Origin of the sequence: Aquabacterium humicola (assembly GCF_030167915.1) — a bacterium.
GTDB lineage: Bacteria > Pseudomonadota > Gammaproteobacteria > Burkholderiales > Burkholderiaceae_C > Pseudaquabacterium > Pseudaquabacterium humicola.
This window is the reverse complement of sequence record NZ_JARGNB010000001.1, coordinates 1,137,321-1,160,686: the sequence shown is the minus strand read 5'-3', so window position 1 is coordinate 1,160,686 and position 23,366 is coordinate 1,137,321. Positions and strand designations below refer to the sequence as shown.

General features: G+C 71.7%; 23 protein-coding genes. 9 read left to right on the top strand and 14 right to left on the bottom strand.

All coding sequences use genetic code 11. The features are described from left to right. The first annotated feature begins 17 nt into the window (after positions 1-17). Entirely contained in the window at positions 18-542 is a 525-nt protein-coding gene (locus P1K89_RS05145; protein WP_284615294.1) for a Crp/Fnr family transcriptional regulator, read from the top strand. On the opposite strand, the gene P1K89_RS05140 is transcribed toward P1K89_RS05145, so the two are convergent. Beyond that, on the bottom strand, positions 511-960 hold the full coding sequence (locus P1K89_RS05140; RefSeq protein ID WP_284615293.1) for a hypothetical protein: 450 nt from the start codon (positions 958-960) through the stop codon (positions 511-513). The two genes, P1K89_RS05145 and P1K89_RS05140, sit on opposite strands and share 32 nt — an antisense overlap. 116 nt (positions 961-1,076) lie before the next feature. Between P1K89_RS05140 and P1K89_RS05135 the strand changes: the two genes are divergently transcribed. Further along, a complete protein-coding gene (locus tag P1K89_RS05135) occupies positions 1,077-2,414 on the top strand; it encodes a patatin-like phospholipase family protein (RefSeq protein ID WP_284615292.1) in 1,338 nt (445 codons plus the stop codon). A gap of 8 nt (positions 2,415-2,422) precedes the next feature. On the opposite strand, the gene P1K89_RS05130 is transcribed toward P1K89_RS05135, so the two are convergent. From P1K89_RS05130 to P1K89_RS05095, 8 genes are all read right to left on the bottom strand, one after another. Further along, positions 2,423-5,752, bottom strand: coding sequence for an AAA family ATPase (locus tag P1K89_RS05130; protein ID WP_284615291.1), 3,330 nt, complete (start codon positions 5,750-5,752; stop codon positions 2,423-2,425). A 52-nt stretch (positions 5,753-5,804) separates the two neighbouring features. Further along, positions 5,805-6,623: an NAD(+) diphosphatase gene (nudC, locus tag P1K89_RS05125; protein ID WP_284615290.1), complete on the bottom strand. Its 819-nt coding sequence runs from the start codon at positions 6,621-6,623 to the stop codon at positions 5,805-5,807. 14 nt (positions 6,624-6,637) lie between these two features. Continuing rightward, a complete protein-coding gene (gene fumC, locus P1K89_RS05120) occupies positions 6,638-8,032 on the bottom strand; it encodes a class II fumarate hydratase (RefSeq protein WP_284615289.1) in 1,395 nt (464 codons plus the stop codon). A 24-nt stretch (positions 8,033-8,056) separates the two neighbouring features. Then, entirely contained in the window at positions 8,057-8,758 is a 702-nt protein-coding gene (locus tag P1K89_RS05115) for a hypothetical protein (protein WP_284615288.1), read from the bottom strand. A gap of 37 nt (positions 8,759-8,795) precedes the next feature. After that, positions 8,796-9,425 (bottom strand): hypothetical protein, encoded by a 630-nt coding sequence (locus P1K89_RS05110; protein ID WP_284615286.1) that lies wholly within the window; start codon positions 9,423-9,425, stop codon positions 8,796-8,798. A 143-nt stretch (positions 9,426-9,568) separates the two neighbouring features. Further along, on the bottom strand, positions 9,569-10,117 hold the full coding sequence (locus tag P1K89_RS05105) for a carboxymuconolactone decarboxylase family protein (RefSeq protein WP_284615285.1): 549 nt from the start codon (positions 10,115-10,117) through the stop codon (positions 9,569-9,571). 124 nt (positions 10,118-10,241) lie between these two features. Further along, a complete protein-coding gene (locus P1K89_RS05100) occupies positions 10,242-11,150 on the bottom strand; it encodes a TolB-like translocation protein (protein ID WP_284615284.1) in 909 nt (302 codons plus the stop codon). Continuing rightward, the gene (locus P1K89_RS05095; RefSeq protein ID WP_284615283.1) at positions 11,147-11,617 is read right to left on the bottom strand and encodes a RidA family protein; all 471 of its coding nucleotides are present in this window, start codon (positions 11,615-11,617) and stop codon (positions 11,147-11,149) included. Before P1K89_RS05095 ends, P1K89_RS05100 begins: the two co-directional genes overlap by 4 nt. 110 nt (positions 11,618-11,727) lie before the next feature. Here P1K89_RS05095 and P1K89_RS05090 point away from each other — a divergent pair, with 110 nt between their 5' ends. After that, entirely contained in the window at positions 11,728-12,150 is a 423-nt protein-coding gene (locus tag P1K89_RS05090; protein ID WP_284615282.1) for an Lrp/AsnC family transcriptional regulator, read from the top strand. A gap of 20 nt (positions 12,151-12,170) precedes the next feature. Here P1K89_RS05090 and rocF read toward each other — a convergent pair whose 3' ends face one another. From rocF to P1K89_RS05075, 3 genes are all read right to left on the bottom strand, one after another. Then, complete coding sequence (gene rocF, locus P1K89_RS05085) at positions 12,171-13,085, bottom strand: arginase (RefSeq protein ID WP_284615281.1); 915 nt, start codon at positions 13,083-13,085, stop codon at positions 12,171-12,173. Between the two features lie 107 nt (positions 13,086-13,192). Continuing rightward, positions 13,193-14,440, bottom strand: coding sequence for a cytochrome c biogenesis protein/redoxin (locus P1K89_RS05080; RefSeq protein ID WP_284615280.1), 1,248 nt, complete (start codon positions 14,438-14,440; stop codon positions 13,193-13,195). Positions 14,441-14,455: 15 nt separating this feature from the next. After that, complete coding sequence (locus tag P1K89_RS05075; RefSeq protein WP_284615279.1) at positions 14,456-14,950, bottom strand: DUF2147 domain-containing protein; 495 nt, start codon at positions 14,948-14,950, stop codon at positions 14,456-14,458. A 171-nt stretch (positions 14,951-15,121) separates the two neighbouring features. Here P1K89_RS05075 and P1K89_RS05070 point away from each other — a divergent pair, with 171 nt between their 5' ends. Next, a complete protein-coding gene (locus P1K89_RS05070; RefSeq protein ID WP_284615278.1) occupies positions 15,122-15,862 on the top strand; it encodes a response regulator in 741 nt (246 codons plus the stop codon). Further along, a complete protein-coding gene (locus P1K89_RS05065) occupies positions 15,862-16,857 on the top strand; it encodes an ATP-binding protein (RefSeq protein ID WP_284615277.1) in 996 nt (331 codons plus the stop codon). Before P1K89_RS05070 ends, P1K89_RS05065 begins: the two co-directional genes overlap by 1 nt. Here P1K89_RS05065 and P1K89_RS05060 read toward each other — a convergent pair. Next, positions 16,839-17,723 carry an LOG family protein gene (locus tag P1K89_RS05060; protein WP_284616312.1) on the bottom strand — a complete coding sequence of 295 codons (885 nt, stop codon included), beginning with the start codon at positions 17,721-17,723 and terminating at the stop codon, positions 16,839-16,841. The two genes, P1K89_RS05065 and P1K89_RS05060, sit on opposite strands and share 19 nt — an antisense overlap. Positions 17,724-17,901: 178 nt before the next feature. Between P1K89_RS05060 and P1K89_RS05055 the strand changes: the two genes are divergently transcribed. Then, the gene (locus P1K89_RS05055; RefSeq protein ID WP_284616311.1) at positions 17,902-18,582 is read left to right on the top strand and encodes an HAD family hydrolase; all 681 of its coding nucleotides are present in this window, start codon (positions 17,902-17,904) and stop codon (positions 18,580-18,582) included. Here P1K89_RS05055 and P1K89_RS05050 read toward each other — a convergent pair. Continuing rightward, positions 18,567-19,340, bottom strand: a complete 774-nt coding sequence (locus P1K89_RS05050) for a HesA/MoeB/ThiF family protein (RefSeq protein WP_284615276.1) — start codon at positions 19,338-19,340, stop codon at positions 18,567-18,569. The two genes, P1K89_RS05055 and P1K89_RS05050, sit on opposite strands and share 16 nt — an antisense overlap. A 173-nt stretch (positions 19,341-19,513) precedes the next feature. On the opposite strand from P1K89_RS05050, the gene ctlX reads away from it, so the two are divergent. From ctlX to P1K89_RS05035, 3 genes are all read left to right on the top strand, one after another. Beyond that, complete coding sequence (gene ctlX, locus P1K89_RS05045; RefSeq protein WP_284615275.1) at positions 19,514-20,443, top strand: citrulline utilization hydrolase CtlX; 930 nt, start codon at positions 19,514-19,516, stop codon at positions 20,441-20,443. 86 nt (positions 20,444-20,529) lie between these two features. Continuing rightward, positions 20,530-21,666: a hypothetical protein gene (locus P1K89_RS05040; RefSeq protein ID WP_284615274.1), complete on the top strand. Its 1,137-nt coding sequence runs from the start codon at positions 20,530-20,532 to the stop codon at positions 21,664-21,666. Beyond that, positions 21,663-23,339 carry a vWA domain-containing protein gene (locus P1K89_RS05035; RefSeq protein ID WP_284615273.1) on the top strand — a complete coding sequence of 559 codons (1,677 nt, stop codon included), beginning with the start codon at positions 21,663-21,665 and terminating at the stop codon, positions 23,337-23,339. The genes P1K89_RS05040 and P1K89_RS05035 overlap by 4 nt, the downstream gene beginning before the upstream one ends. The last annotated feature ends 27 nt before the right edge of the window (positions 23,340-23,366 follow it).

Genomic DNA, 23,366 nt, shown 5'->3' with positions numbered 1-23,366 from the left:
ACTCTCGAGGGGCCGACATGCACACCGTGCGCATCGAGCTGCTGCAGCAGATGCCGATCTTCGGCGCGATCCGCGAGGACGCGCTGGCCTACCTGCTGGAGCCGGCGCCGTCGGTGCACGTGGCGGCCGGGGCCTATTTCTTCCGCGAAGGCGAGCCCGCGCAGTCGATGTACGTGCTCGAGTCGGGCCGGGTCTCGATCCTGAAGCAGTGGGAAGGGCGCGAGTTGCTGCTGCGCGAGCTCGGTGCCGGCGACTGCATCGGCGAGATGGCACTGCTCGACCTGTTCCCGCGCAGTGCCAGCGTGCGCGCCGTGTTCGACTGCACGGCGATCGAGCTGACCCCCGCGCACCTGATGCGCCTGTACGAGAAAGACCTGGAGCAGTTCGCGCTGGTCCAGATGAACATCGCGCGCGAGATGAGCCGCCGCCTCCGGGTGACCGACGAGCTGCTGTTCCGCGCCCGCATGGGCGACCTGCCGAGCTCGCAGGCGAACCCGGAGTTCGACACGGTCAGCCTGCGGATCGGCCCCAGGCCCGCCTGATCTCGCGCAAGGTCTCGCCGTAGCGCGACGCGTCGAGCTCGCGCGGTTCGTCGAAGGCGTATGCCAGCAGGAAATACACCGCGCGCGGCCGCAGGCTGTTGAAGTACACCGTCTCGACGCCGGCTGCCTTCGCCAGCGCGTCGCCGATCTTCAGGGCCACCGCCGGCGAGATCGTGTTCTCGAAGCTGACCTGGATCCACGGGTAGCCGACGTCCTCGTAGCAGTGCACCGAGAGGATGTCGAGGTCGAGCGCGCGCAGCTGCGACTCGATGGCGGCGCCATCGGCCGGGACCGCCGCAGCCGACACCGCGCCTGCGGCCTGGCCCTGGGGTCGTTTCGCGGCGCCCGGCGACACCGCCGCGGCAGCGGGCGGCACGCGCTTGCGGCCGCGCCAGTCGTCGATCAGCTCGAAGGCCATGGCCGGTCGCTCCTCCAGTCGATGGACGGCCGGGCTGCACCGGCCGCGCTGCGGACCATACACTCGGCCGCGGCGTGCCGCCAGGGGCAGCGTCCATCGACTGGAGGAGGGCTGACATGGCCAGACCGACGACCGGAGAACGCGACAAGAAGCGCGCGATCGCCCTGGCCGGCGGCGGCCCGGCCGCCGGGCTGCACATCGGCGCGCTCGACGCGCTGCGCCGCCAGGGCATCCAGTTCGATGTCTGGTCGCTGTCGTGCATCGGCGCCTGGGTCGGCATCCACTACCACCAGTGCCTCGATGCGGACCCGGCCGCGAAGACCTATGCGTTCTTCGAGGAGCATGCCTTCCGCGACACCGCGTCGTACAACGGTTTCCCGGTCAACAAGGCCTTTGCGCCGAACTTCGAGGCCTACGCGCAGGCGTGGGCGCAGCACGCGACGAGTCCGCAGACCTGGGCCGATGTGTTCAACGTGGTCACCGAACTGCCCGGCGCGGGCGAGCGCTGGCTGCAGTTCCTGTCGTCGCCGCAGAAGTGGTTGCGCGCCGGCGACCGCAACGCGCACCTGCTGAACAACGTGCTCGCGCTGCACCCGGCGAGCCGCTTCATGACCTCGATGGCCTACCTGTCGGGCATCAACGGGCTGAGCAACATCTACTACCCCGACAGCTCGCTGCTCGAGATGATCGACATCCGCTCGCTCGACCTCGTCGGTGTGCCGGGCATCGACGAGATGTCGCGCGCCGAGCTCGACGAGATGGTGGCGCACTTCCGCGCGCACGGCTGGGCGGGCCTGCCGCTCAACGACCGCGCGGTGCCCGAGATCTACCACAACGCCTACCGCCTGCGCGACGACCAGCGGCCGGGCCACGCGGCCCGGCTGCAGCTGTTCAACAACAAGTGGATCGAGTACCGCAGCGGCACGCGCCTGCGCGGCGGCAAGCCCGGCCCCCGGCGCGACTACCTGCCGATCAGCGCGCCCAGCCTGTGCGCCTGCTCGGCGCTGCCCTACATCGAGCAGACGGTGAAGATCCCGAACGACGACGGCTGCGAGTACAGCGAAGGCGCGCTGATCGACACGGTGAGCTTCCGCAACCTGGTCGAGGACCACCCGGACCTCGACGAGATCTGGGTCTGCCGCATCGTCGACTACCAGCAGGTGCGGCTGCAGCGCAACCTGCACGACAGCCTGGGCAACCTGTGCCAGCAGTTCGCGGCCGAGGTCGGCCAGAACGACATCGCGCTGTTCAAGAGCCACCTGCGCAAGAGTGCGGGCCGCGTGCCGCGTGTCGTCGAGATCCCGCTCGACGTCGCGACCATGGTCGACTACCGCTGGGACCACGAGAACCTGAAGGTCGGCTTCAACGAAGGCCGCAAGGCGGTCGAGCTGCTGCTGGCGCGCCAGCCGGAGCTGCTGTCAGCGACGACGCCGGCCCCCGCCTGGCACGACTGACCAGCGCGTCACAGCAGCGCAGCGGCGCCGTGCTCGCAGTGCGCCAGCGTGAAGCCGTGGCGCTTCGCGAGGCTCGTCGCCTGGTCGATCCACGGCCGCGCGCGCGCGGCATGGCCGGCCGTGACCAGCGCCTGCGCCCACACCAGCGACGAGAACGCGCGCTCGGCCTGCGCATCACCTTCGTCGTGGCGCGCCATCGCGCGGTCCAGGCAGGCCTGGGCGGCGCCGACGTCGCCGCCGTGCTGCAGCAAGCCGATCGCCTTCGCGCGCCATGCGATGGCTTCGGCGAAGTGCCCGCCGATCGGCGTGGCGATGGCGATGGCTTCGTCGGCGGCGGCGATCGCGCGTGCCGGATCGCCGGCGTGCGCGGCGATCTCGGCCTCGATCGCCGGCAGGTAGTCCAGCAGCGACCAGCAGCCGTCCTCCACCTGCGCCAGCAGCCCGCGCGCCTTCTGCAGCGAGGCGCTGGCGCCGGGGTAGTCGCCCTGGCGGCACTGGCACAGCGCGAGGAAGACGAGGCCGTGCCAGCCGAGGTAGGGCACCGCATGCTGCTCGGCCAGCGTGACGCACTGCGTCGCGTCGGCCACCGCATCGTCGAGGCGGCGCAGGGCCATCATCGCGTGGCTGCGCCAGATGTGGGCGCCGGCCAGGTAGATCTGCGACTGCACGCCCGTCGCCTCCTGCACCGACAGGTCGCCGCAGCGCAGGCCGCGCTCGATCGCGCCGGTCTGGCAGCTGGCATAGGCGATCCAGCCGAGGCCGGAGATGTAGTCGATGAAGCTGCCCGAGGCCTTGTAGTAGCCGATGCCGTCCTCGTTGACGAAGTCCAGCATCTCGCTGAAGCGACCCTGGCAGCACAGCGCCATCGCGAAGGCCGAGGCCGGCTTGCGCTCGATCGCCGGTGCCCCGTGTTCGGTGCCCAGCCGCCGCATGTCGCGGAAGATCTCGCAGGCCTCGGCGTAGCGGCTGGAGTAGAGCCGCGCGCGCGCGTCCTGGAACAGGATCGAGGCCATCACCGCGTCGTCGCAGGTCACGCCGTCCAGCTGCGCCAGCGTGCGCGCGCGGGCGCTCAGCGCGCGCAGCTTGCTGGGCAGGATCGCGAAGCGGCCGACTTCCATCATGCCGAGGATCACCGCGATGTGGCGCATCGCGTTGCGGGCGTTGGGCTCCAGCCGCTCCAGCGCGGCATCGGCGCGCCGGAAGTACGACAGCGCCTCGGGGATCGCGACGATGCGTGTCGACGCGACGCCGGCGGCCTGCAGGTAGTCGACTTCGCGGTCGGTCAGGCCGGCCAGCTCGCAGTGGTGGGCCATCAGGCCGGGCTCGAGCCGCGCGGTCTCGGGCTGGTGGGCCTCGATCGCGCGCACGATGCGCGCATGCAGCGCCTGGCGGTCGCTGCGCAGCTGGCTGTCGTAGGCCGCCTGCTGCACCAGCGAGTGCTTGAAGACGTAGTCGGCCTCGGGCGGGTCGCCGTTCTGGAACAGCAGCTGCGCCTCGACCAGGCGGTCAAGCGCGGCGATCAGCCGGTTCACCGGCTTCTCGCTGACCTGCGCCAGCAGCGCGAAGCTGAACTCGCGGCCGATCGCGCTGGCGACGCGCGCGACGTCCTTGATGTCGCTGAGCCTGTCCAGCCGCGCCATCAGGCTGTCGCGCAAGGTCGACGGGATGTCCAGCGCCGGCAGCGGGCGGTCCATCACCAGCGCATCGCCCTGTTGCTGCAGCAGGCCGGACTCGAGCACGGTGGCCGTCAGTTCCTCGATGAACAGCGGCACGCCGTCGGTCTTCGCGAGGATCTCGTCCATCACCTGCGGCGGCAGGCGCTGGCCGCGGCAGGCGGCCTGCACCAGGCGCTGTGCCTCGGCCGGCGGCAGCGGCTCGAGCGTGAAGGTGCTGGCCATCGGCAGATCGAGCCAGCGCCTCGGATAACCGGGGCGCACGGTGATCATGGCCATCAGCGCGCGGCTGCGCAGCGCGTTGAACAGCGCGACCAGGAAGTCCTCGGTCGCGCCGTCCATCCAGTGCGCGTCCTCGACGATCAGCAGCGCCGGCGCTGTCGCGAGGTGGCGCTCGAAGTGGCGCAGCACGACGTCGCGCGTCAGCTGGCGCTTGCGCTCGGGCGGCAGCGCGGGCGGCGCCTGGCCGTCGTCCAGCGGCACCGCAAGCAGCTCGGCCACCAGCGGCAGGTCGGTCGGCCTGGCATCGGCGCCGAGCCAGGCCTGCAGGCGCGCGCGGTTGTCGGGCGCCGACTGTTGCGGCGTGATGCCGCTGTCGCGGCGCAGCCAGTCGATCAGCGGATGCAGCGGCGTCGTCGCCTGGCTCGGGGAGCACTGCATGAAGACGGCCAGCGTGCCCGGCGCGGCGAGGCGCTCGCTGGCCGCACGCAACAGGCGCGACTTGCCGATGCCGGCCTCGCCGAGCAGCGTGACGATGCGGCAGCCGCTGCTGCGGATATCGCTCCACGCGCGCTGCAGCGCATCGAGCTGGGCATCGCGGCCGATGCAATCGGTGTGCGGCGCGTGCTGCGCGTCGAAGCGCGCGCCGGCGCGCGCTTCGCCGATCACCCGCCACACCTGCACCGGCTGCTCGATGCCCTTGACGACGTGCTGGCCGTGGTCGGCATAGACGAAGAAGCCGCCGGCCAGGCGCCGCGTCTCGTCGGCGATGCCCACCGTGTTCGGCGGCATCAGCGACTGCACGCGCGAGGCCAGGTTGGGGGCCTGGCCCATCACCGCGTGCAGCTCGGAGAAGCCGATGCCCACCATGTCGCTGATCACCGACAGGCCGGTGGCCAGGCCGATGCGCACGTCGATGCGGCCGACGCCGTGCACGTGCTCCTGCGCCACCCGCTCGACGATGCGCAGGCCCGCGCGCACCGCGCATTCGGCCGCGTCCTCGCGCGCCGCGGGGTAGCCGAAGTAGGCCAGGATGCCGTCGCCGATCACCCGCGCGATGAAGCCGCCGGAGTCCTCGATCAGCTTGCAGCAGGACGAGTAGTAGGCATGGATCAGGCTGCGCAGGTCTTCCGGATCGAGCCGCGAGGACATCTCGGTGGAGCCGACGAGGTCGCAGAACATCACGGTGATCTGGCGCCGCTCGCCGCGGCCGTCGGGCGCCGCTGCGGCCGGCGCGATGCTGCCGCCGCTGCGGCGTGGCAGCTGCTCGACCGCATGCTGCAGCAGGCGCCGGTGGCCCAGCGACAGCCCGAGCTCCTTCAGGTCGGCATCGGACAGGTGCGGCAGCGCATCGAAGCCGACGTCGTTCTGCGCGAACGCGGCCGTGTACTGCGCGAGGCCCAGCCCTTCCAGCCAGCTCCGGAATCGATCCTGCTCGGCGCTCACCTGTCTTGTTCTCCCTTGGGGTCCGCCGCGGCGATTGTCCGTCAGCGCAAGGTCAGCGCAAGGCCTCCAAGGTGTCCCGGATCAGGTGCCCGGCGATCGAGAAGCGCGGCGGGATCGGCGGCAGCGCGTCGGGCGCGAACCAGCGCGCGTCGGCGATCTCGTCGGCCTGCGGCACGATGTCGCCGCCCGCCCATTCGGCGGTGTAGGCGACCATCAGGCTGTGCGGGAAGGGCCAGCTCTGGCTGCCGAAGTAGCGCAGGTTCTTCACCTGCAGGCCGACCTCCTCGGCGACCTCGCGGTGCACGCAGTCCTCCAGCGATTCGCCGGCCTCGACGAAGCCGGCCAGCGCGCTGTAGAAGCCGGTGACGGAATTGACCGCCCGCGCCAGCAGCAGCTCGCGGCCGCGGGTGACGAGGCACATCATCGCCGGCGACAGGCGCGGGTAGGCGGTGTGGCCGCAGGCCGGGCAGCGGCGCGCGCGTTCGCTGGCCTGGCCTTCGGTGGGCGTGCCGCAGACGCCGCAGTAGCGGTGCGTGCGCTCCCATTCCAGCACCTGCGCGGCGCGGCTGGCCACCAGCAGCAGCGGCTCGCTCATCGCCATCATCGCCGCGCGCAGCGGCACGCTGCGCCAGCCCTCGGGCACCGCGTCGATGCGCGCGGCCCAGCAGTCCAGGCCGTCGAGGCGGCCGAGGTAGTGGCGGCTCGAGGCCGGCCAGGTCTCGAGCAGTGCGCCGTCCTGCGGCGCGAAGGCCGAGCCTTCCGGCTGCGGCAGCAGCAGTCGGCCGTCGACGAAGGCATAACACCAGATGTGGGCGGTGGCGGGCTGCAGCGGCTGCACCGCGGGGGCGAAGTCCAGGGGCACGGTTCTCATCGTCATCGGTTGGGTCATCGCGTGGTATTGGCCATGGCCGAGGCGTCGACCCACTGGTCGAATTGTTCGGCGCTGACATGGCCGGACGCAAGCGCCGCGTCGCGCAGCGTCGTGCCCTCGCGGTGCGCCTTCTTGGCGATCGCCGCGGCCTTGTCGTAGCCGATGTGCGGGTTCAGCGCGGTCACCAGCATCAGCGAGCGCTGCACCAGCTCGGCGATGCGCTCGCGGTCCGGCTCGATGCCCTGCGCGCAGTGGGTGTCGAAGCTGCGCAGGCCGTCGGCCAGCAGCCGCGCGCTCTGCAGCAGGTTGTGGATGATCACCGGCTTGTAGACGTTGAGCTCGAAGTTGCCGGACGCGCCGGCCATCGCCACGGCGGTGTCGTTGCCGATGACCTGGCAGCACAGCATCGTCAGCGCCTCGCACTGCGTCGGGTTCACCTTGCCGGGCATGATCGACGAGCCGGGCTCGTTCTCCGGGATGGTGATCTCGCCGAGCCCCGAACGCGGGCCGGAGGCCAGCCAGCGCACGTCGTTGGCGATCTTGTTCAGCGCCGCGGCCAGCGTCTTGAACGCGCCGTGCGCGAACACCAGCGCGTCGTGCGCGGCCAGCGCCTCGAACTTGTTCGGCGCGGTGACGAACGGGTGGCCGGTCAGGCGCGCGATCTCCTGCGCGACGCGGCGCGCGAATTCCGGATGCGCGTTGAGCCCGGTGCCGACCGCGGTGCCGCCGAGCGCCAGCTCCGACAGGTGCGGCAGCGCGGCGCGCAGGTGGCCTGCGGCATGGTCGAGCTGCGCGACCCAGCCGGAGATCTCCTGGCCCAGCGTCAGCGGCGTTGCGTCCTGCAGGTGCGTGCGGCCGATCTTCACGATGTCGGCGAACGCGGCCGCCTTCGCCGCCAGCGTCGCGCGCAGGCCGGCTAGCGCCGGCAGCACGCGCTCGACGATGGCCTGCAGCGCGGCGACGTTCATCGCCGTCGGGAAGACGTCGTTCGACGACTGTCCGCGGTTGACCTCGTCGTTCGGATGCACGAGCCGGCCTTCGCCGACCGCACCGCCGAGCCGCTGCGACGCGCGGTTCGCCAGCACCTCGTTCATGTTCATGTTGCTCTGCGTGCCCGAGCCGGTCTGCCAGACCGACAGCGGGAACTCGTCCCAGTGCTGGCCGGCGATGACCTCGTCGGCCGCGGCGACGATCGCATCGGCGGTCTCGGGCTTCAGCTGCCCGAGTGCGCGGTTGACCACCGCGGCCGAGCGCTTGACCTGCGCCAGCGCCGTCAGCAGCTCGCGCGGCATGCGCTCCTCGGAGATCGCGAAGTGGTGCAGCGAGCGCTGCGTCTGCGCGCCCCACAGGCGCTGCGCGGGCACGGCGATGTCGCCGAAGGTGTCGTGTTCGATGCGGTGCTCGGCCATGGCGGGGGGTTCCCAGTCGGTGGTTCAGAACGAGGCTGCCACACGCAGCGTGACCATGCGGCCATGCTGGCCGAAGGTGGCGCCGCGCAGCACGGCGGCGTCCAGCTGCAGCGTGGTGCCGCCGGCCAGCGGCAGCGTGCCGAAGACCGCCGGCCCGGCCCGGTGCGATTGTCGGTCGCGCGGCAGCCAGTGGTTCCAGTCGCCGAGCTCGCTGAAGCCGCTGAGACCGACGTGCAGCGCCGGCTGCCAGCGGTGGCGCAGCTGCCACTGCACCTTCAGCTCGGTCGGCCGGTGTTCTTCGGCGCCGAGGCGGCGCTCGAACAGCAGGTTGAGGTTCCAGCGCGTGCGGCCGAGGTCGCCCTGCAGCAGCGGCCCCGCTTCCAGCAGGTGGCCGTCGGCGCGCTCGGCCGGGCGCACCAGCGCCCCGAGCAGCGCGACGTCGACCGGCCACTCGCCCTGCGTCAGCTGCACGATGTTCTGCCAGCGCCACAGGTCGAGCCGCGTGCGCAGGTTCGACGGGCCGACGAAGCTGGCCAGCAGCTGCGTGTGCCAGCGGCTGTTGAGGCCGTGGCCGATCGCCAGCTCGGGCCAGACGCGCTCGCCGCGTCCGCGGGCCTTCGTGGTCCAGTGGCGCAGTTCCAGCGTCGTCACGCCGGCGAGGTCGTACGGGGCGTGCACGTAGTAGCCGGGTTCGGCCCGCGCGGTGCCTGCCAAGGTGGCCAGCACGGCGGCGCAGAGCGGGTATCCGGCGGCGCGCACGCGTTCAGCGCCGCACCGGCGCGGCCGCGCGCCGGATCTGCAGCTTCAGCTGCCAGCGCGACGGTGCATCGTCGGCCGGCATCAGGCTGGCGTGCGCGAACTCGTGGCCGAGCGTGGTGCTGAGCAGGCCTTGCGTCGCGGCCAGCGGCAGGCGCCAGCCGCGCGAGGCTTCGACCCACTCGGCGCCGCGCGTGAAGCGGCCGCGCTCGTCAGCCCACCACGCGCCGGCGGTCGAGTGCACGCCGGTCGAGCGGTCGGCGAACCAGTCGAGCTCGGTGGTGTAGAGGCAGGGCGTGCCGAGGAAGGGCAGCTCGACGCCGACCTGGATCCAGTCGACCCGTTGCGGCAGCGACAGCAGCGTGTCGACGTAGTTGCTGACCCAGCGCTTGATGCGCGTCTCGCGCGGCACGGTGCCGGTCCAGCCGGCGCGGCCCTGCGCATCGGTGCGCAGCGGATAGCCGGCGCCCGGTGCACGCCAGTCGCCGCCGTTGCCGAGCACCACGCGCAAGGCCTCGCCGGCGAGCGGGCGGCGCTCGTGGTCTTCCAGCTGCAGCTGCAGCTCGAGCGCGCGGTCCTCCGCACGGGCGAAGCCCGGCCACAGCGCGGCGAGCAGCAGCGCGGCGCGGCGCGTCATCACGGGCGGGCGACCGGCGGCGCGGCCGTGGGGGGCGGGGCCGGCCATTCGGCCGGGTGGGCGTCGGGCATGCGGGCGGTGAAGTGATCCGGAGCCCCGCATGCTAGCGGCGCGGCGCCCGCACCGGCCGCGCCGCTCGTCCGTCAGCCCTTCGCGCGGCGCAGCGCCACCGCCGGGAAATCCACCGGCACCGCGAAGGCGACGTTGACGTAGTTCGTGAACAGGTTCAGCGCCACGTGCGCGAGGATCTCGACGATCTCGGGGTCGCCGAAGCCGGCGGCGCGCAAGGCCGGCACATCGCCGTCGGCCAGCTGGCCGCGCTGCTCGACCAGCTTCAGAGCGAAGCGCAGCGCGGCGTTGGTCTTCGCATCGGCCGACTCGCCGGCCTGCGCGGCGGCCATCTCGGCGGCGCTGGCGCCGGCCTTGCGCCCGAGCGCGGTGTGCGCGGCCAGGCAGTATTCGCAGGCATTGCGATCGGCCACCGCGACGGCGATCTGCTCGCCCAGCTTCGCCGGGATCGTGCCGCCGCCGAGCGCGCCGAACGCGCTCCACATCATCTGCAGCGCGGCCGGCGATTGCGCGACGGTGCGGAACATCGCCGGCGTGGCGCCGAAGGCCTGGTGGATCTGCTGCAGCAGCGCGGCGCGGTCGGGCGTCGTGGCGGCGGGGTCGACGAGGGGGATGCGGGACATGGAGGCTCTCCGTGGATGTCTGGCGTGCAACAGCGCACGGGAGCCAGTGTGGGTCGCGCAGGTCGACGAAAGGTGCCGTTCAGTCCATCGAACGAGACTGATCGTCCAATGTTCGACGGTCGGATCAGGACCCGCAGCGCGGCGGCCAGTCCTCGGTGGCGTTCGGCACCAGGTCGATCAGGAACAGCTCGCCGGACCGCGTGGGTTGCGCGCCGTCGGCCTGCGCGAACAGCAGGCGCTCGGCGCGCGGCGACAGCAGCGGGCCGACCTGGAACACGTCGGGGCGCGCCGGCACGCGGCCTTTGTCGACCCAGCGGCCCGCTGCATCGAGCGTGAAGCGCACCAGGTGCGAGCGGTCGCCGCGGTCGACCACCAGCACCAGCGTGCGGCCGTCGCGGGACAGCTCGGCCTCGTACTCGTTGGCCGCGCTGCTGATCGGCGCGCCGAGGTTGGCGACCGACCAGCGGCTGCCGTCCTTGCTCTGCGGCTTCGCGCGCCAGATGTCGCCCTGGCCGAAGCCGCCGGGGCGATGGGAACCGAACAGCAAGTGGCCTTGCGCGTCTTCGCGCGGCAGCAGTTCGGAGGCGTTCGAGTTCACCGGCGCCGGCAGGCGCTGCGGCGTGCCCCAGGCGCCGTCGGGCTGCCGGTGCACACGCCAGATGTCGAAGTCGTCGCGGCCGGGCGGGCGCTCAGGCGGGTCAGGACGGGTCGAGATGAAGTACAGCCGCCGGCCGTCGGCGCTGATGAAGGGGTCGCCTTCGTTCACCGGCCTGACCGACGAAGGGGCGGCGAAGGGCGGTGGCTCGGGGGCGGTCCAGCGGCCGTCGACGCAGCGCGACAGCAGCAGGCGGTAGCGTCTGAAGCTCGGGTCGGCGCGCATGAAGATCAGCTCGCGGCCGTCGGGCGAGAAAGTGGGCGACGATTCGTACTCGTCGCTGGCGATCGCCTCGGGTGTCCAGCGGCGCGGCTGCGGCGGTTCGGCGGCGATCACGGCCGCGGCCAGCAGCGCCAGTGCGATGCCGACCGGCTTCATGCCGCCGCCACCGCCTCGATCTCCAGCAGCCAGGCCTCGTCGTAGATGCCCGCGATGAGGATCGTCAGCGCCGGCGTGCGGCCGCCGAGCACCTCGTGGCGCACCTCGTAGTTCTGCTGGCGCCACTTTCTGTCGGCGAGGTACACGGTGACCTTAACCAGGTCGTCGAAGCCCATGCCGGCGGCCTTCAGCTGCGCCTCGACGTTGGCCCACGCGAGGCGCGCCTGGCTGCGGAAGTCGGCGGGCACCCGGCCCTCGGCATCGGCGGGCACCTGGCCGCTCACGTACAGCCAGCGCGTCGCGCCGCGCACCTCGTGGGCCTGGCAGTACGAGACCGCGGTGGGGTGGTGCGCGCGGTGCGTGGCACGCGGCGGCGTTGCGGCGTCGGCAGGGACGCTGGCGCCGGCGCTGGCACCGGCGCTGGCACCGGCGCTGACACCGGCGGAGGAGGCGGCAAGAAGGCCCATGGCGGCTGCTCTACGATGCATCGGTGCATCGTGTCACGGCGCCGCGCGTGGCGCGGCCGCCGTTTGAACGGCCTGCACCGCCACTTTCATCGCCGAACCGCCACCCCCGCATGGACGACAAGGACCGCCAGCTGCTGAACCTGCTGACCCGCGACGCGCGTCTGCCGCTGAAGACGATCGCGGCCGAGGTCGGCCTGGCGCGCAGCTCGGTGCGCGAGCGCATCGCCAAGCTCGAGGCCGCCGGCGTGATCCGCGGTTATCGGGCCGAGCTGGCCGACGACCTGGCGCCGGCCGGCGTGCGCGCCTTCCTGCTGCTGCGGCTGCTGCGCACACCCCTGCCGGACACGATCCGGCGCATCAATGCGATGACGGGCACGCGGCGCTGCTACTCGGTGTCGGGCGAGATCGACCTGGTGGTCGAGCTGGCGGTGGCTTCGATGAGCGAGCTCAACGCCCACCGCGACGCGGTGGCGCGGCTCGACGGCGTGGCGGACGTGACGACGATGCCGGTGCTGCGGGTGGAGCGGGAATAACGGGCCCGCGTGGCGGGCCCTCAGGCCCGCATCAAGGTGCTCTTGCCGAACAGGCTCTCGATCAGGTCGACGGCCACATGCGCCGTCGCATTGCGCACATCCAGGGCCGGATTCAGCTCCATGACATCGAGCGAGGCCATCGCGCCCGAGTCGGCGATCATCTCCATGCACAGCTGCGCCTCGCGGTAGGTCGGCCCGCCCTTGACGGTGGTGCCGACACCGGGCGCCACGTCCGGGTCGAGGAAGTCGACGTCGAAGCTCACGTGCAGGTGGGTGTTGGCGTCCATCGTCGCCAGCGCCAGCTCCATCGTGTGCCGCATGCCCATCTCGTCGATGTAGCGCATGTCGAAGACCTCGAGGCCCACCTGGTGCACGAAGCGCTTCTCGCCGGCATCGACCGAGCGGATGCCGATCTGCCGGATCCACTTCGGATTCACCGCGGGCACCTGGCCGCCGATCTCGATCAGTTCCTTGGGGCCGTAGCCGCACAGGCAGGCCACCGGCATGCCGTGCACGTTGCCGCTGGGCGTCAGCTCGCTGGTATTGAAGTCGGCATGCGCGTCCAGCCACAGCACGCGCAGCTTCTTGCCGGCTTCGCGGCAATGGCGCGCCACCGCGCTGATCGAGCCCAGGCCCAGGCAATGGTCGCCGCCGAGCAGGATCGGCAGCCGGCCGAGCTTGAGCTCCGCATGCACCGCCTCGTGCACCAGGCGGTTCCACTCGACCACCTCGGCGAGGTGGCGGTAGCCCTCGACCGGCGTCTGCCAGGGGTTGGCCGGGCCGATCAGGTTGCCGCGGTCCACCACCTCGAGGCCGTGGCTCTCGAGGATCGGGCCGATGTTGGCGACGCGCAGCGCCTCCGGGCCCATGCTGGCGCCGCGGCTGCCTGCGCCGATGTCGGTCGGCGCGCCGATCAGGGTGACTCGCTTGTTCATGGGGCCGCATTCTTGCCGCAGCCCCGCCGAACTTCCAACGGTCGCGGGTAACCCAGGCCGCAGAATGTGCTGCCGCCTGCCGCCGCGCCGGTGCGCGGCCGAAGGAGTCACGGCGCGGGGGGTGGCTCGGCCAGCAGGTCCTCGATGCGGCGCTCGATCAGCGCCTCGTCGCCCTCGCCGATGTGGCGCAGCGCGATGCGGCCGCGGCGGTCGATCAGGATCTGCGTCGGCCAGGCCGTCACGCCGTGGGCGTTCCAGGTCCTGAAGCCGTTGTCCTGCGCGACGGGATAGGCCAGCGCGTGGCGGCGCACGGCGGCCTGCAGCGCAGCCAGCGGCCGTTCGTGCGCGAACTCCGGGGTGTGCACGCCGACGATCACCAGGCCGCGGTCGGCGTAGCGCCGGTGCCATTCGCGCAGCTGGGGCAGCGTGCGCACGCAGTTGATGCAGCCGAAGGTCCAGAAGTCCAGCAGCACGACCTTGCCGCGCAGCCCTGGCATCGTCAGCGGCGCGTCGGTGTTCAGCCAGGCCTCGATGCCGGTGAAGTCCGGGGCCGGGCTGCCGAGGCCGGCCCCGCGCCCGGATGCGGCTTCGGCATCGGGCAGCGCGATCGTCGTGGCCAGGCGTTCGCTCACGGATGAGAGGGACGAGAGTCGCTGCGCGAGCCACGCGGTGGCCTGGGCATCGACCTGCGCGAGCATCGCGGCCGCCGTCGCGACCACCAGCGCGCCGAGCGCGCGCCGCACCGCCACGGCGTGGCGCGCCACCGGCTTCAGCCGCGCCAGCATCCAGCCGGCGCCGCCGCTGATCGCCAGCATCGGCACACCGGCGCCGATCGCATAGGCGGTGAGCAGCGGCGCGGCTTCGGCGCGCTGCGCACCGGCCAGCAGGCCGAGGATCGCGGCCAGCACCGGGCCGGCGCAGGGCGCCCAGACGACGCCGAGCGCCAGGCCCAGCAAGGCCGCACCGGTCAGGCCCTGGGGCGCGATCGGCAGCCGCCGCTGCAGCGCTTCGGCCAGCCGTTCGGCCGGTGCGAAGAGGCGCGCGCCCAGCGCCGGCCAGGCCATCGCCAGGCCGGCCAGCATCAGCAGCAGCGCGCCGCCCTGGCGCACATGTTCGGCCGGCACGCCCAGCACCTGCGCCGAGGCGCCGAAGGCCAGCGCCAGGGCGACGAAGCCGAGCACGAAGCCGGCGACCAGCGCCAGCGGCCGCCAGCGTCGGGCGCGCGCCGCCGCCGGCCCGCCGCTGCCGGCCCCCAGCAGCAGCGGCAGCACCGGCAGCACGCAGGGGCTGGCGATCGTCGCGACGCCGGCCGCGGCGGCCAGCGCGAGGTTCCACGCGGGAAGGGTGTCGGTCATGGTTGGCGCCCGCCTTCAGCGCGTCGCGGTGGCCGAGGCGGCCACCCGTGTCCACAGTTGCGTCTTGCCGAACAGCGGCAGCACGACGTAGGGGCGCAGCACGAGGTCGCCGCGTTCGTCCAGCGACATCAGGGCGCTGTAGTGCTTGCCGTTCTCGCGGTTGTAGATCTCGCCGCGCCACTGTGTCGGCTGCGGCGTGCCGTCCGCGGCGGGGGCGTCGAACGCGGTCGGCACGAAGTCCTTCAGGACGCCCAAGCCCATCGGGTCGCGGCCGTCGGCGGCCTGCATCGCGCCGCTGCCGCTCATCGAGCGGTTCGCCAGCACGCGGGTGACGGTGCCGCACCAGGCCTCCCCGCAGGGCGCGACCTCGACCTCGAGGTTGCCGCTGGCGGTGATGTAGCGGCCACGCGGGTCGGCGGCGTGCGCGGCGCTGAACGCGGTCAGCGCGGCCAGCGACAGCAGCAAGGTCGCGGCGGCGCGCATCGTGAGGTTGGAAGAGGTCTTGGTCATTGCAGGGCTCCGGAAAGGGATCGACGAGCCCGCATTGCAGCGGCCGGCCGTATCGCCGATGTGTTCGGCGACCCCCGCGCCGGTCGCAGCGCGTGTCGTGCGGCGGTACAGACAAACTGCGATACAAACGGCCGCGCCGCCGGGGTTCCGGCGGCCTACGCTCACGGCCCGATGTCCACCCCCGATCACCTGCTGCTGGTCGACGACGACCGCGCCCTGCTCGGGCTGCTGGGCGACTACCTGCGCGCGGCGGGCTACCGCATCAGCACCGCCGGCAACGGCCGCGAGATGCGGCGCGTGCTCGCGCAGCAGCCGGTCGACCTGGTCGTGCTGGACCTGATGCTGCCGGGCGACGACGGCCTCGCGCTGTGCCGCGAGCTGCGCAGCCGCGATGCGCCGCAGATCCCGGTGCTGATGCTGAGCGCGCGCGGCGACGAGGCCGACCGCGTGCTGGGCCTCGAGATGGGCGCCGACGACTACCTGGCCAAGCCCTTCGCCAGCCGCGAGCTGCTGGCGCGCATCCGCTCGGTGCTGCGGCGCACGCGCGCGCTGCCGCCGAACCTGCAGAAGGGGCACGATGCGCGGCGCCTGGTCTTCGCCGGCTGGACTCTGGACACGACCGCGCGCCATCTGCTCGATGGTGACGGCGCGCTGGTGGCGCTGACCGGCGGCGAGTACCGCCTGCTGCGCGTGCTGCTCGACCACGCGAACCGCGTATTGACCCGCGACCAGCTGCTGACCCTGACGCAGGGCCGCGATGCCGACCCCTTCGACCGCTCGATCGATCTGCTGGTCAGCCGGCTGCGGCGGCGCCTGCGCGACGATGCGCGCGAGCCGCGGCTGATCAAGACCGTGCGCAACGAGGGCTACGTGTTCTGCGCCGAGGTGCAGGCGGCGGGGACGCTGGGGTGATGGCCTGGCCGCGTACTTTGCGGGGCAGGGTGGCGCTGGTGCTGGTGACCGGCCTGCTGGCGGCGTACGGGCTGTCGGGCTGGCTGGTGATGCGCGAAGCGGCCATCCGCCTCGACGCCGATGCGCGCTGGCGCTGGCTGCTGCAGGCACTGGTGATCGGCGCCGCGGTGGCGGTGGCCGCGCGGCTCGTCACCCGCCCGCTCGCGACATTGGCCGACGCGGCACGCCGCCTCGGCGACGACCCGGCCGCGCCGCCGCTGCCCGAGACGGGCCCGAGCGAGCTGCGCGCCGCCGCGACCGCGTTCAACACCATGCAGCAGCGCCTGGCCGAGCAGACCGCGGAGCGCATCGCCGAACGGGTGCAGATCCTCGCCGCGATCTCGCATGACCTGCAGACGCCGATCACCCGCATGCGCCTGCGCTGCGAGCAGCTGGCGGACGAACCGCTGCGCGACAGGCTGCAGGCCGACCTCGACCAGATGCAGCGCCTCGTCGAAGCGGGCCTGGCCTATGCGCGCAGCGCGCATGCGGCCACGGAAGTGCTGCAGCCGGTCGACATCGCCGGGCTGCTCGATGCGCTGGCCTGCGAGCGCGCCGATGCCGGCCAGGCGATCGCCTGGCAGCCGCCGGACGAGGCGCTGGTCTGGCCGACGCGGCCGCTGGCGCTGAAGCGCATCGTCGACAACCTGCTCGACAACGCGCTGAAGTTCGGCGGTGGGGACGCCGAACTGGCGCTGGAACCGTCCGCCGATGAGGTGGTGATCGCCGTGCGCGACCGCGGCCCCGGCATTCCCGAGGCGCAGCTCGCCGACGTGCTGCGGCCCTTCGTGCGGATCGATGCGTCGCGCGATCCGGCCCGCGGCGGCTCGGGCCTGGGGTTGGCGATCGTGCAGCGGCTGGCCGACGCGCTGGGCGCACGGCTGGTGCTGCGCAAGCGCGAGGGCGGCGGGCTGGAAGCGATCCTGACGCTGCGCCGTCAGACGTCTTCGGCGTAGGCGCCGGTGATCGTCGGCGTCGCGTCGAAGCCGTAGTGCTCGGCCAGGCGCGACCACGCGTCCTCGGCGGTCTCGACGAAGTGGAAGAGTTGCAGGTCGCCCGGGCTGATCATCCCGGTGTCGACGAGGTGCTGCCAGTTGATCAGCTTCTCCCAGAACGCGCGTCCGAACATCAGGATCGGCCGGCGCCGGCTCTTTCCGGTCTGGATCAGCGTCATCACCTCGAACAGTTCGTCCAGCGTGCCGAAGCCGCCGGGAAAGCACACCAGCGCGATGCTGCGCATCACGAAGTGCATCTTGCGCAGAGCAAAGTAATGGAACTGGAAGCACAGCTCCGGGGTGATGTAGGCGTTGGGTTCCTGTTCGTGCGGCAAGACGATGTTCAGGCCGATGCTTTTCCCGCCGACGTCGAACGCACCGCGGTTGCCCGCTTCCATGATGCCGGGGCCGCCGCCGGTGACGACGTAGATCGGCGTGTCCAGCGTGCGCGAGCGCTCGGTGACCAGCGCCGCGAAGCGCCGCGCCTCCTCGTAGTACAGGCTCATCGCGACGGCGGCCTCGGCGCGGCGTTCGTTCTGCTCGATGCCGGTCGCGCGCGCCTGGTCCAGGCGCTGCTGGGCGACCTCCGGCGGCAGGATGCGCGCGGAGCCGAAGATCACGATCGTCGACTCGATGCCGTGCTCGTGCTGCACGACCTCGGGCTTCAGCAGCTCCAGCTGCATGCGCACCGGCCGCAGCTCTTCGCGCAGCAGGAACTCGGTGTCCGTGAAGGCCAGCTTGTAGCTGCTTTCCGGGCCGCCGTAGCGGCTCTTCTCGTGCACGAGGTGCGCGTCCTCCTCGGCCGTCGGAAAGTTGCGCACGTTCATCGGTGCGCCGGCACCGGCGCCGGTGGCGCCGCCCGCTGCCGCCTGGGGATCCGCCGCCGGGGCGGTGCCGCGTGTGCCGGGGTCTTGTTCGAGGCTGTCCATCGGCGCGAGCTTACGCCACTACGATGCCGGCTTGATCAACCGGCCCGACCCGGCCCGAACGACGAATCCCGTGACGATGATTGCCGCGCTGACGCTGGACCTCGACGACACCCTGTGGCCGATCTGGCCGGCCATCGCGCGCGCCGAGGACGTGCTGCTGCGCTGGCTGGCCGAGCACGCGCCGGCCACCGCCGCGGGCCACGACGCGGCCTCGCTGCGCGTGCTGCGCAACCTGGTCGCCGCCGAGCAGCCGGACTGGTCGCACGACCTGTCGCGCATCCGGCTCGAATCGATCCGCCGCGCGCTGCAGCAGCATGGCGACGACCCGGCGCTGGCCGAGCCCGCGTTCGACGTCTTCTTCGAGGAGCGCCAGCGGGTGGAGCTGTTCGCCGACGTGATCCCGGCGCTGGACCGGCTGGCCGCGCGCTGGCCGATCGTCGCGCTGTCGAACGGCAATGCGGATGTCGCGAAGGTCGGGCTGGGCCGCTACTTCCGCGGTGCGATCAGCGCGCGCGAGTTCGGCCGCGGCAAGCCGGAGGCGGCCATCTTCCACCACGCCTGCTCGCTGGCCCGCGCGTCGCACGGCGCGGTGCTGCACATCGGTGACGACGGCCAGCTGGACGTCGACGGCGCGCTCGGCGCGGGCCTGCGTGCCGCGTGGCTGGAGCGTGCCGACCTGAAGCCGGTGACGCCGCAGGGCACGCCGCACCACCGCGTCGCCGACCTGCTGCGGCTGGCCGATCAGCTCGGCGCCTGAACCCTCGGTCTGCGCCCGGCGCAGACGGGGCAGTCCGCCTGGCGCGCCAGCTTGATCTCGGTCCACTCCATCGTGCGCGCGTCCAGCATCTGCAGCCGGCCGGCCAGCGACGAGCCGATGCCGGCCAGCAGCTTCAGTGCCTCGGCCGCCTGGATGGTGCCGATGATGCCGACCAGCGGCGCGAACACGCCCATCGTCGCGCAGCGCACTTCCTCGGTGGTGGCGTCGGGCGGGAACAGGCAGGCGTAGCAGGGCGCATCGGCGCGGCGCACGTCGTAGACCGACACCTGGCCGTCGAAGCCGACCGCGGCACCCGAGACCAGCGGCCTGGCATGCGCGACGCAGGCGGCGTTGACCGCCTGGCGCGTGCCGAAGTTGTCGCTGCAGTCGACCACGACGTCGGCGCGCGCGACGGCGGCGTCCAGCCACGCCGCGTCGGCGCGCTGGATCACCGGCAGCACCTGCACGTCGGGGTTGATGGCGGCGATGCTGTCGCGTGCCGACTCGGCCTTGGGCCGCCCGATGCGCGCCGCGTTGTGCGCGATCTGGCGCTGCAGGTTGGTCAGGTCCACCGTGTCGTGGTCGACCAGCGTCAGCGTGCCGACGCCCGCGGTGCCCAGGTACAGCGCGACCGGCGAGCCCAGGCCGCCGGCGCCGATCACCAGCGCGTGCGACTGCAGGAAACGCTGCTGGCCCTCGACGCCGATCTCGTCGAGCAGCACATGGCGCGAATAGCGCAGCAGCTGGGTGTCGTCCATGCGGGGCTTTCGGGGCGGCTTTCGGGGCGGCTTTCGCCCGGGCTTTCGTTTTGTGCGACGGCCCTGCGCAAACTGCGCGCGGGCACCGGGATTCCGGTCATTGTGCAAGCTGTTCGCTGGCGCGGCGGTTTTCGAGAATCCAGCCCCATCGCCCTTGCCGGAGTCTGAGCCGCATGCCCCCGACGTCGATCCAGGCGCCCGCCGCCGTCGTGATGATCCGCCCGCACCGTTTCCATCCGAACACCGAGACGGCGGCCGACAACGCCTTCCAGCAGCCCGCCGGCGACCGCGTGCCGCGTCAGATCGCCGCGGCCGCGCGCGACGAGGTGACGGCCGCGGCCGAGACGCTGCGCGAAGCCGGTGTCACCGTGCACCTGTTCGACGACGAGGGCGAGCGCGACACGCCCGACGCGGTGTTCCCGAACAACTGGTTCTCGACCCATGCCGGCGGCCATGTCGCGATCTACCCGATGTTCGCGCCGAACCGCCGCCGCGAACGCCGCGCCGACGTGATCGAGCTGCTGAAGCAGCGCTACCGCGTGCAGGACGTCATCGACTACTCGGGGCTGGAACCCGACGGGCTGTTCCTCGAGGGCACCGGCGCGATGGTGCTGGACCACCTGCACCGCGTGGCCTACGTCGCGCGCTCGAACCGGGCGAATGAGGTGGCGCTGGAGCGCTTCTGCACCCACTTCAACTACGAGCCGATGCTGTTCGATGCCCGGGGCAGCGACGGCCGACCCGTCTACCACACCAACGTGATGATGTGCCTGGGCAGCGAGGTCGCGCTGGTGGCGCTGGACCTGATCGGCGACGAACGCCGCCGCGACGAGGTGCACCGGCGCCTCGTCGACTCGGGCCGCGAGGTCATTGCGCTCAGTGCGGCGCAGATCGCCGAGTTCGCCGGCAACGCGCTGGAGCTCACCGGCCGCGGCGGCCGGGTGCTGGCGCTGTCGGCCCGCGCGGCGGCCGCCCTGAACGGGCTGCAGCGGCGCCGCATCGAGCGCAGCGCGCGGCTGCTGCCGCTGTCGGTGCCGACGATCGAGCTCGCCGGTGGCTCGGTGCGCTGCATGCTGGCCGGCGTGCATCTCGCGCCCCGATGATGCAGGCCGTCGCATAGCGCGGGCGCCGCCCGGCCCGCGCCGTATCATGCCGGCGCCACCAATCAGGTGGCTTGCAAGGCAGGTTCATGGCGGCACTCTCCAAGACGGGGCGCACGGTCATCACGCTGGTTTTGCTGGCGGGCTTCGGCGCGGCCCTGTTCTTCGCGCTGCGCGGCCAGCAGCGCGACGAAACCCAGCGCATCGAGCAGCAGGCGATCGCCAACGCGGTCGAGCTGAAAGGCGTGATCGCGCTCGACGTCGAGCCCTTCTTCAAGGACCCGCGGGTCCTCAAGGTGCTGGCGGCGAACAAGCTGCCGGTGGCGGTGACGCGCGTCGGCAGCCGCGACATGGCGGCCAAGGTGGTGGCCGGCGCGGCACCCGACTTCCTGTTCCCGTCCGGCGTGGTCGCGGCGAACCAGATCGTCGACGCGGCGCGCAAGGCCAACCTGGCTGCCGCGCAGTCGGCGCCGTTCTTCACGCCGATGGTCATCGCGTCGTGGGAGCCGATCGCGAAGATCCTGGTCGCCAACGGCATCGCCAAGCCCCTGAGCCCGAAGGTCTACGGCCTCGACATGGCGAAACTCACGCAGGCGATGCTGGCGAAGAAGAAGTGGCGCGACTTCAAGGACGCGTCGGCCTACGACGTCAGCCGCAGCGTGCTGGTCTCGACCACCGACGTGCGGCGCAGCAACTCCGCGGCGATGTACCTCGCGCTGACCAGCCACGCGCTCAACGGCGACGTGGTCACCGACCGCGCCACCGCGCAGGCCAGCGCGCTGAAGCTGGCCGAGCTGTTCAAGCGCCAGGGCTACCAGGAGAACTACGTCAACGGCAACTTCGACGACTACGTCGCGATCGGCATCGGCAAGACGCCGCTGGCTTTCATCTACGAGAACCAGCTGGTGCACTACGCGCTGCAGAAGAAGGGCATCGGCGCCGACATGGTGCTGCTGTACCCGCAGCCCACGATCATCAACAAGGTGGTCTTCATCGGCATGAACGAGCGCGCGAAGGCGCTGTCCGAGCTGCTGGCCAACAACGCCGAGCTGCAGAGCATCGCGGTCGAGTACGGCTTCCGCGTCGCCGACACGCAGCGCTTCATTCAGGCGGTGCAGCCGACCGGGCTGGCGGTCGAGCCGCGGGTGACGCAGGTGGTCGATCCGCCGTCCTTCGAGCTGATGGCGGAGATGATCGACACGGTGGCCAAGGAGATGACGCAATGACGTTCGCGAAGCGCGGTTTCCTGCTGACGGCGGCGGTCGCGCTGATCGGTCTCGCCGGCTGCGGCAAGGACGAGACACCGCCGGCGTCGAAGCCCTCGACGCCGGCCGTCAGTGCCGAGACGGCGGAATTCAAGATCCTCGCCACCAGCGACCTGCGCGACGTGCAGCCGCTGGAGGAAATGGTCGCCAAGGCCACCGGCGTCAAGCTGAAGTTCCAGTTCGGCGGCACGATGGAAAGCACAGAAGCCGTGCTGACCGGCGCCACCAAGGCCGACGCCGCGTGGTTCGCGAACGCCAAGTACCTGCTGTCCGATGCGCAGGGCCAGTCGCGCGTCAAGCTGCAGGAGAAGATCATGCTGTCGCCGATCGCCGTCGGCATCAGCGAGAGCGACGCCAGGCGCATCGGTTGGGCCGACCCGGCGGTGGCCGCCAAGCTGACCTGGAAGCAGATCGCCACCGCCGCCAAGGCCGGCAAGCTCAACTACGCGTTGTCGAATCCGGCGACCTCGAACCAGGGCTTCATGGCGCTGATGGGCGTGGTGGCGTCGGCCAGCGGCAAGACCGAGGCGCTGAACGCGGCCGACGTCGACCGCGGCGCGATCGCCGACTTCCTGAAGGGCTACAAGCTGCCGGGCGACAACTCGACCTACCTCTCCGAGCAGTTCATCCTGCAGCAGGGCACGCGGGTCAATGCCTTCATCAACTACGAGAGCTGGCTGCTGAGCCTGAACGCCTCGGGCAAGCTGCGCGAGAAGCTGCAGCTGATCTACCCCTACGAAGGGGTGGCCACCGCCGACTATCCGCTGATGCTGCTGAACGACGCGCGGCGGGCGGACTACCAGAAGGTCGTCGACTACCTGAAGGGCGAGGCCGCGCAGCTGTGGCTGGCGCGCCAGACGCTGCGGCGGCCGATCAAGCCCGAGTTCGCGTCGCGCGTCGAGGACCTGCTGCCGAAGCAGGGGCTGCAGGTCGAGCTGCCGTTCTCGCCCGATCGCGCGCTGGCCGACGGCCTGATCGCCGCCTACCTCAACGAGTTCCGCACGCCGATCGCGTCGACCTTCGTGCTCGATACCAGCGGCAGCATGCAGGGCGGTGGCCGCCGGCAGCAGCTGGTGCAGGCGATCCACTACATCGCCGGCGCCGATGCCTCGCTGACCGGCCGCATCGCCCGCCTGACCGACCGCGAGAAGCTGTGGATGCAGCCCTTTTCCGAGCAGCCCTACGGCCTGACCAAGTTCGAGCTGCCCGCGCCGGTCACCGGCGCGAAGGGCGTGCAGCTGCAGCAGGACAGCGAAGCCAAGCAGCAGGCGCTGGGCCAGGTGCGCGACTTCGCCGACAAGCTGGTCTTCACTGGCGGCACAGCGCTTTACGACGCGGTCTACGAATCGCTGCGCAACATGCTGGCCGAGAAGCAGAAGAACCCGCGCTACCAGTACTCGGTGGTGGCTTTCACCGACGGCGAGAACAACAAGGGCCGCTCGCTCGAGCAGTTCAAGCGCGACTACGCCGCGCTGCCCGAGGACGTCAAGGGCATCCCGGTGTTCATGGTGCTGTTCGGCGAGGCCAACGAGGCGGCGCTGAAGGACCTGGTGCAGACCACCGGCGGGCGTGTGTTCGATGCGCGCAAGACGCCGCTGTACGGCGTGTTCAAGGACATTCGTGCATATCAATGACCACCCCCGGAGCGGCTTCGCAGGGTT

Coding starts and splice junctions, on each gene's coding strand:
- P1K89_RS05145 (WP_284615294.1), top strand. CDS start 18: ATGCACACCGTGCGCATCGAGCTGCTGCAGCAGATGCCGATCTTCGGC.
- P1K89_RS05140 (WP_284615293.1), bottom strand. CDS start 960: ATGGCCTTCGAGCTGATCGACGACTGGCGCGGCCGCAAGCGCGTGCCG.
- P1K89_RS05135 (WP_284615292.1), top strand. CDS start 1,077: ATGGCCAGACCGACGACCGGAGAACGCGACAAGAAGCGCGCGATCGCC.
- nudC (WP_284615290.1), bottom strand. CDS start 6,623: ATGAGAACCGTGCCCCTGGACTTCGCCCCCGCGGTGCAGCCGCTGCAG.
- fumC (WP_284615289.1), bottom strand. CDS start 8,032: ATGGCCGAGCACCGCATCGAACACGACACCTTCGGCGACATCGCCGTG.
- P1K89_RS05110 (WP_284615286.1), bottom strand. CDS start 9,425: ATGACGCGCCGCGCCGCGCTGCTGCTCGCCGCGCTGTGGCCGGGCTTC.
- P1K89_RS05105 (WP_284615285.1), bottom strand. CDS start 10,117: ATGTCCCGCATCCCCCTCGTCGACCCCGCCGCCACGACGCCCGACCGC.
- P1K89_RS05100 (WP_284615284.1), bottom strand. CDS start 11,150: ATGAAGCCGGTCGGCATCGCACTGGCGCTGCTGGCCGCGGCCGTGATC.
- P1K89_RS05095 (WP_284615283.1), bottom strand. CDS start 11,617: ATGGGCCTTCTTGCCGCCTCCTCCGCCGGTGTCAGCGCCGGTGCCAGC.
- P1K89_RS05090 (WP_284615282.1), top strand. CDS start 11,728: ATGGACGACAAGGACCGCCAGCTGCTGAACCTGCTGACCCGCGACGCG.
- rocF (WP_284615281.1), bottom strand. CDS start 13,085: ATGAACAAGCGAGTCACCCTGATCGGCGCGCCGACCGACATCGGCGCA.
- P1K89_RS05080 (WP_284615280.1), bottom strand. CDS start 14,440: ATGACCGACACCCTTCCCGCGTGGAACCTCGCGCTGGCCGCCGCGGCC.
- P1K89_RS05075 (WP_284615279.1), bottom strand. CDS start 14,950: ATGACCAAGACCTCTTCCAACCTCACGATGCGCGCCGCCGCGACCTTG.
- P1K89_RS05070 (WP_284615278.1), top strand. CDS start 15,122: ATGTCCACCCCCGATCACCTGCTGCTGGTCGACGACGACCGCGCCCTG.
- P1K89_RS05065 (WP_284615277.1), top strand. CDS start 15,862: ATGGCCTGGCCGCGTACTTTGCGGGGCAGGGTGGCGCTGGTGCTGGTG.
- P1K89_RS05060 (WP_284616312.1), bottom strand. CDS start 17,723: ATGAACGTGCGCAACTTTCCGACGGCCGAGGAGGACGCGCACCTCGTG.
- P1K89_RS05055 (WP_284616311.1), top strand. CDS start 17,902: ATGATTGCCGCGCTGACGCTGGACCTCGACGACACCCTGTGGCCGATC.
- P1K89_RS05050 (WP_284615276.1), bottom strand. CDS start 19,340: ATGGACGACACCCAGCTGCTGCGCTATTCGCGCCATGTGCTGCTCGAC.
- ctlX (WP_284615275.1), top strand. CDS start 19,514: ATGCCCCCGACGTCGATCCAGGCGCCCGCCGCCGTCGTGATGATCCGC.
- P1K89_RS05040 (WP_284615274.1), top strand. CDS start 20,530: ATGGCGGCACTCTCCAAGACGGGGCGCACGGTCATCACGCTGGTTTTG.
- P1K89_RS05035 (WP_284615273.1), top strand. CDS start 21,663: ATGACGTTCGCGAAGCGCGGTTTCCTGCTGACGGCGGCGGTCGCGCTG.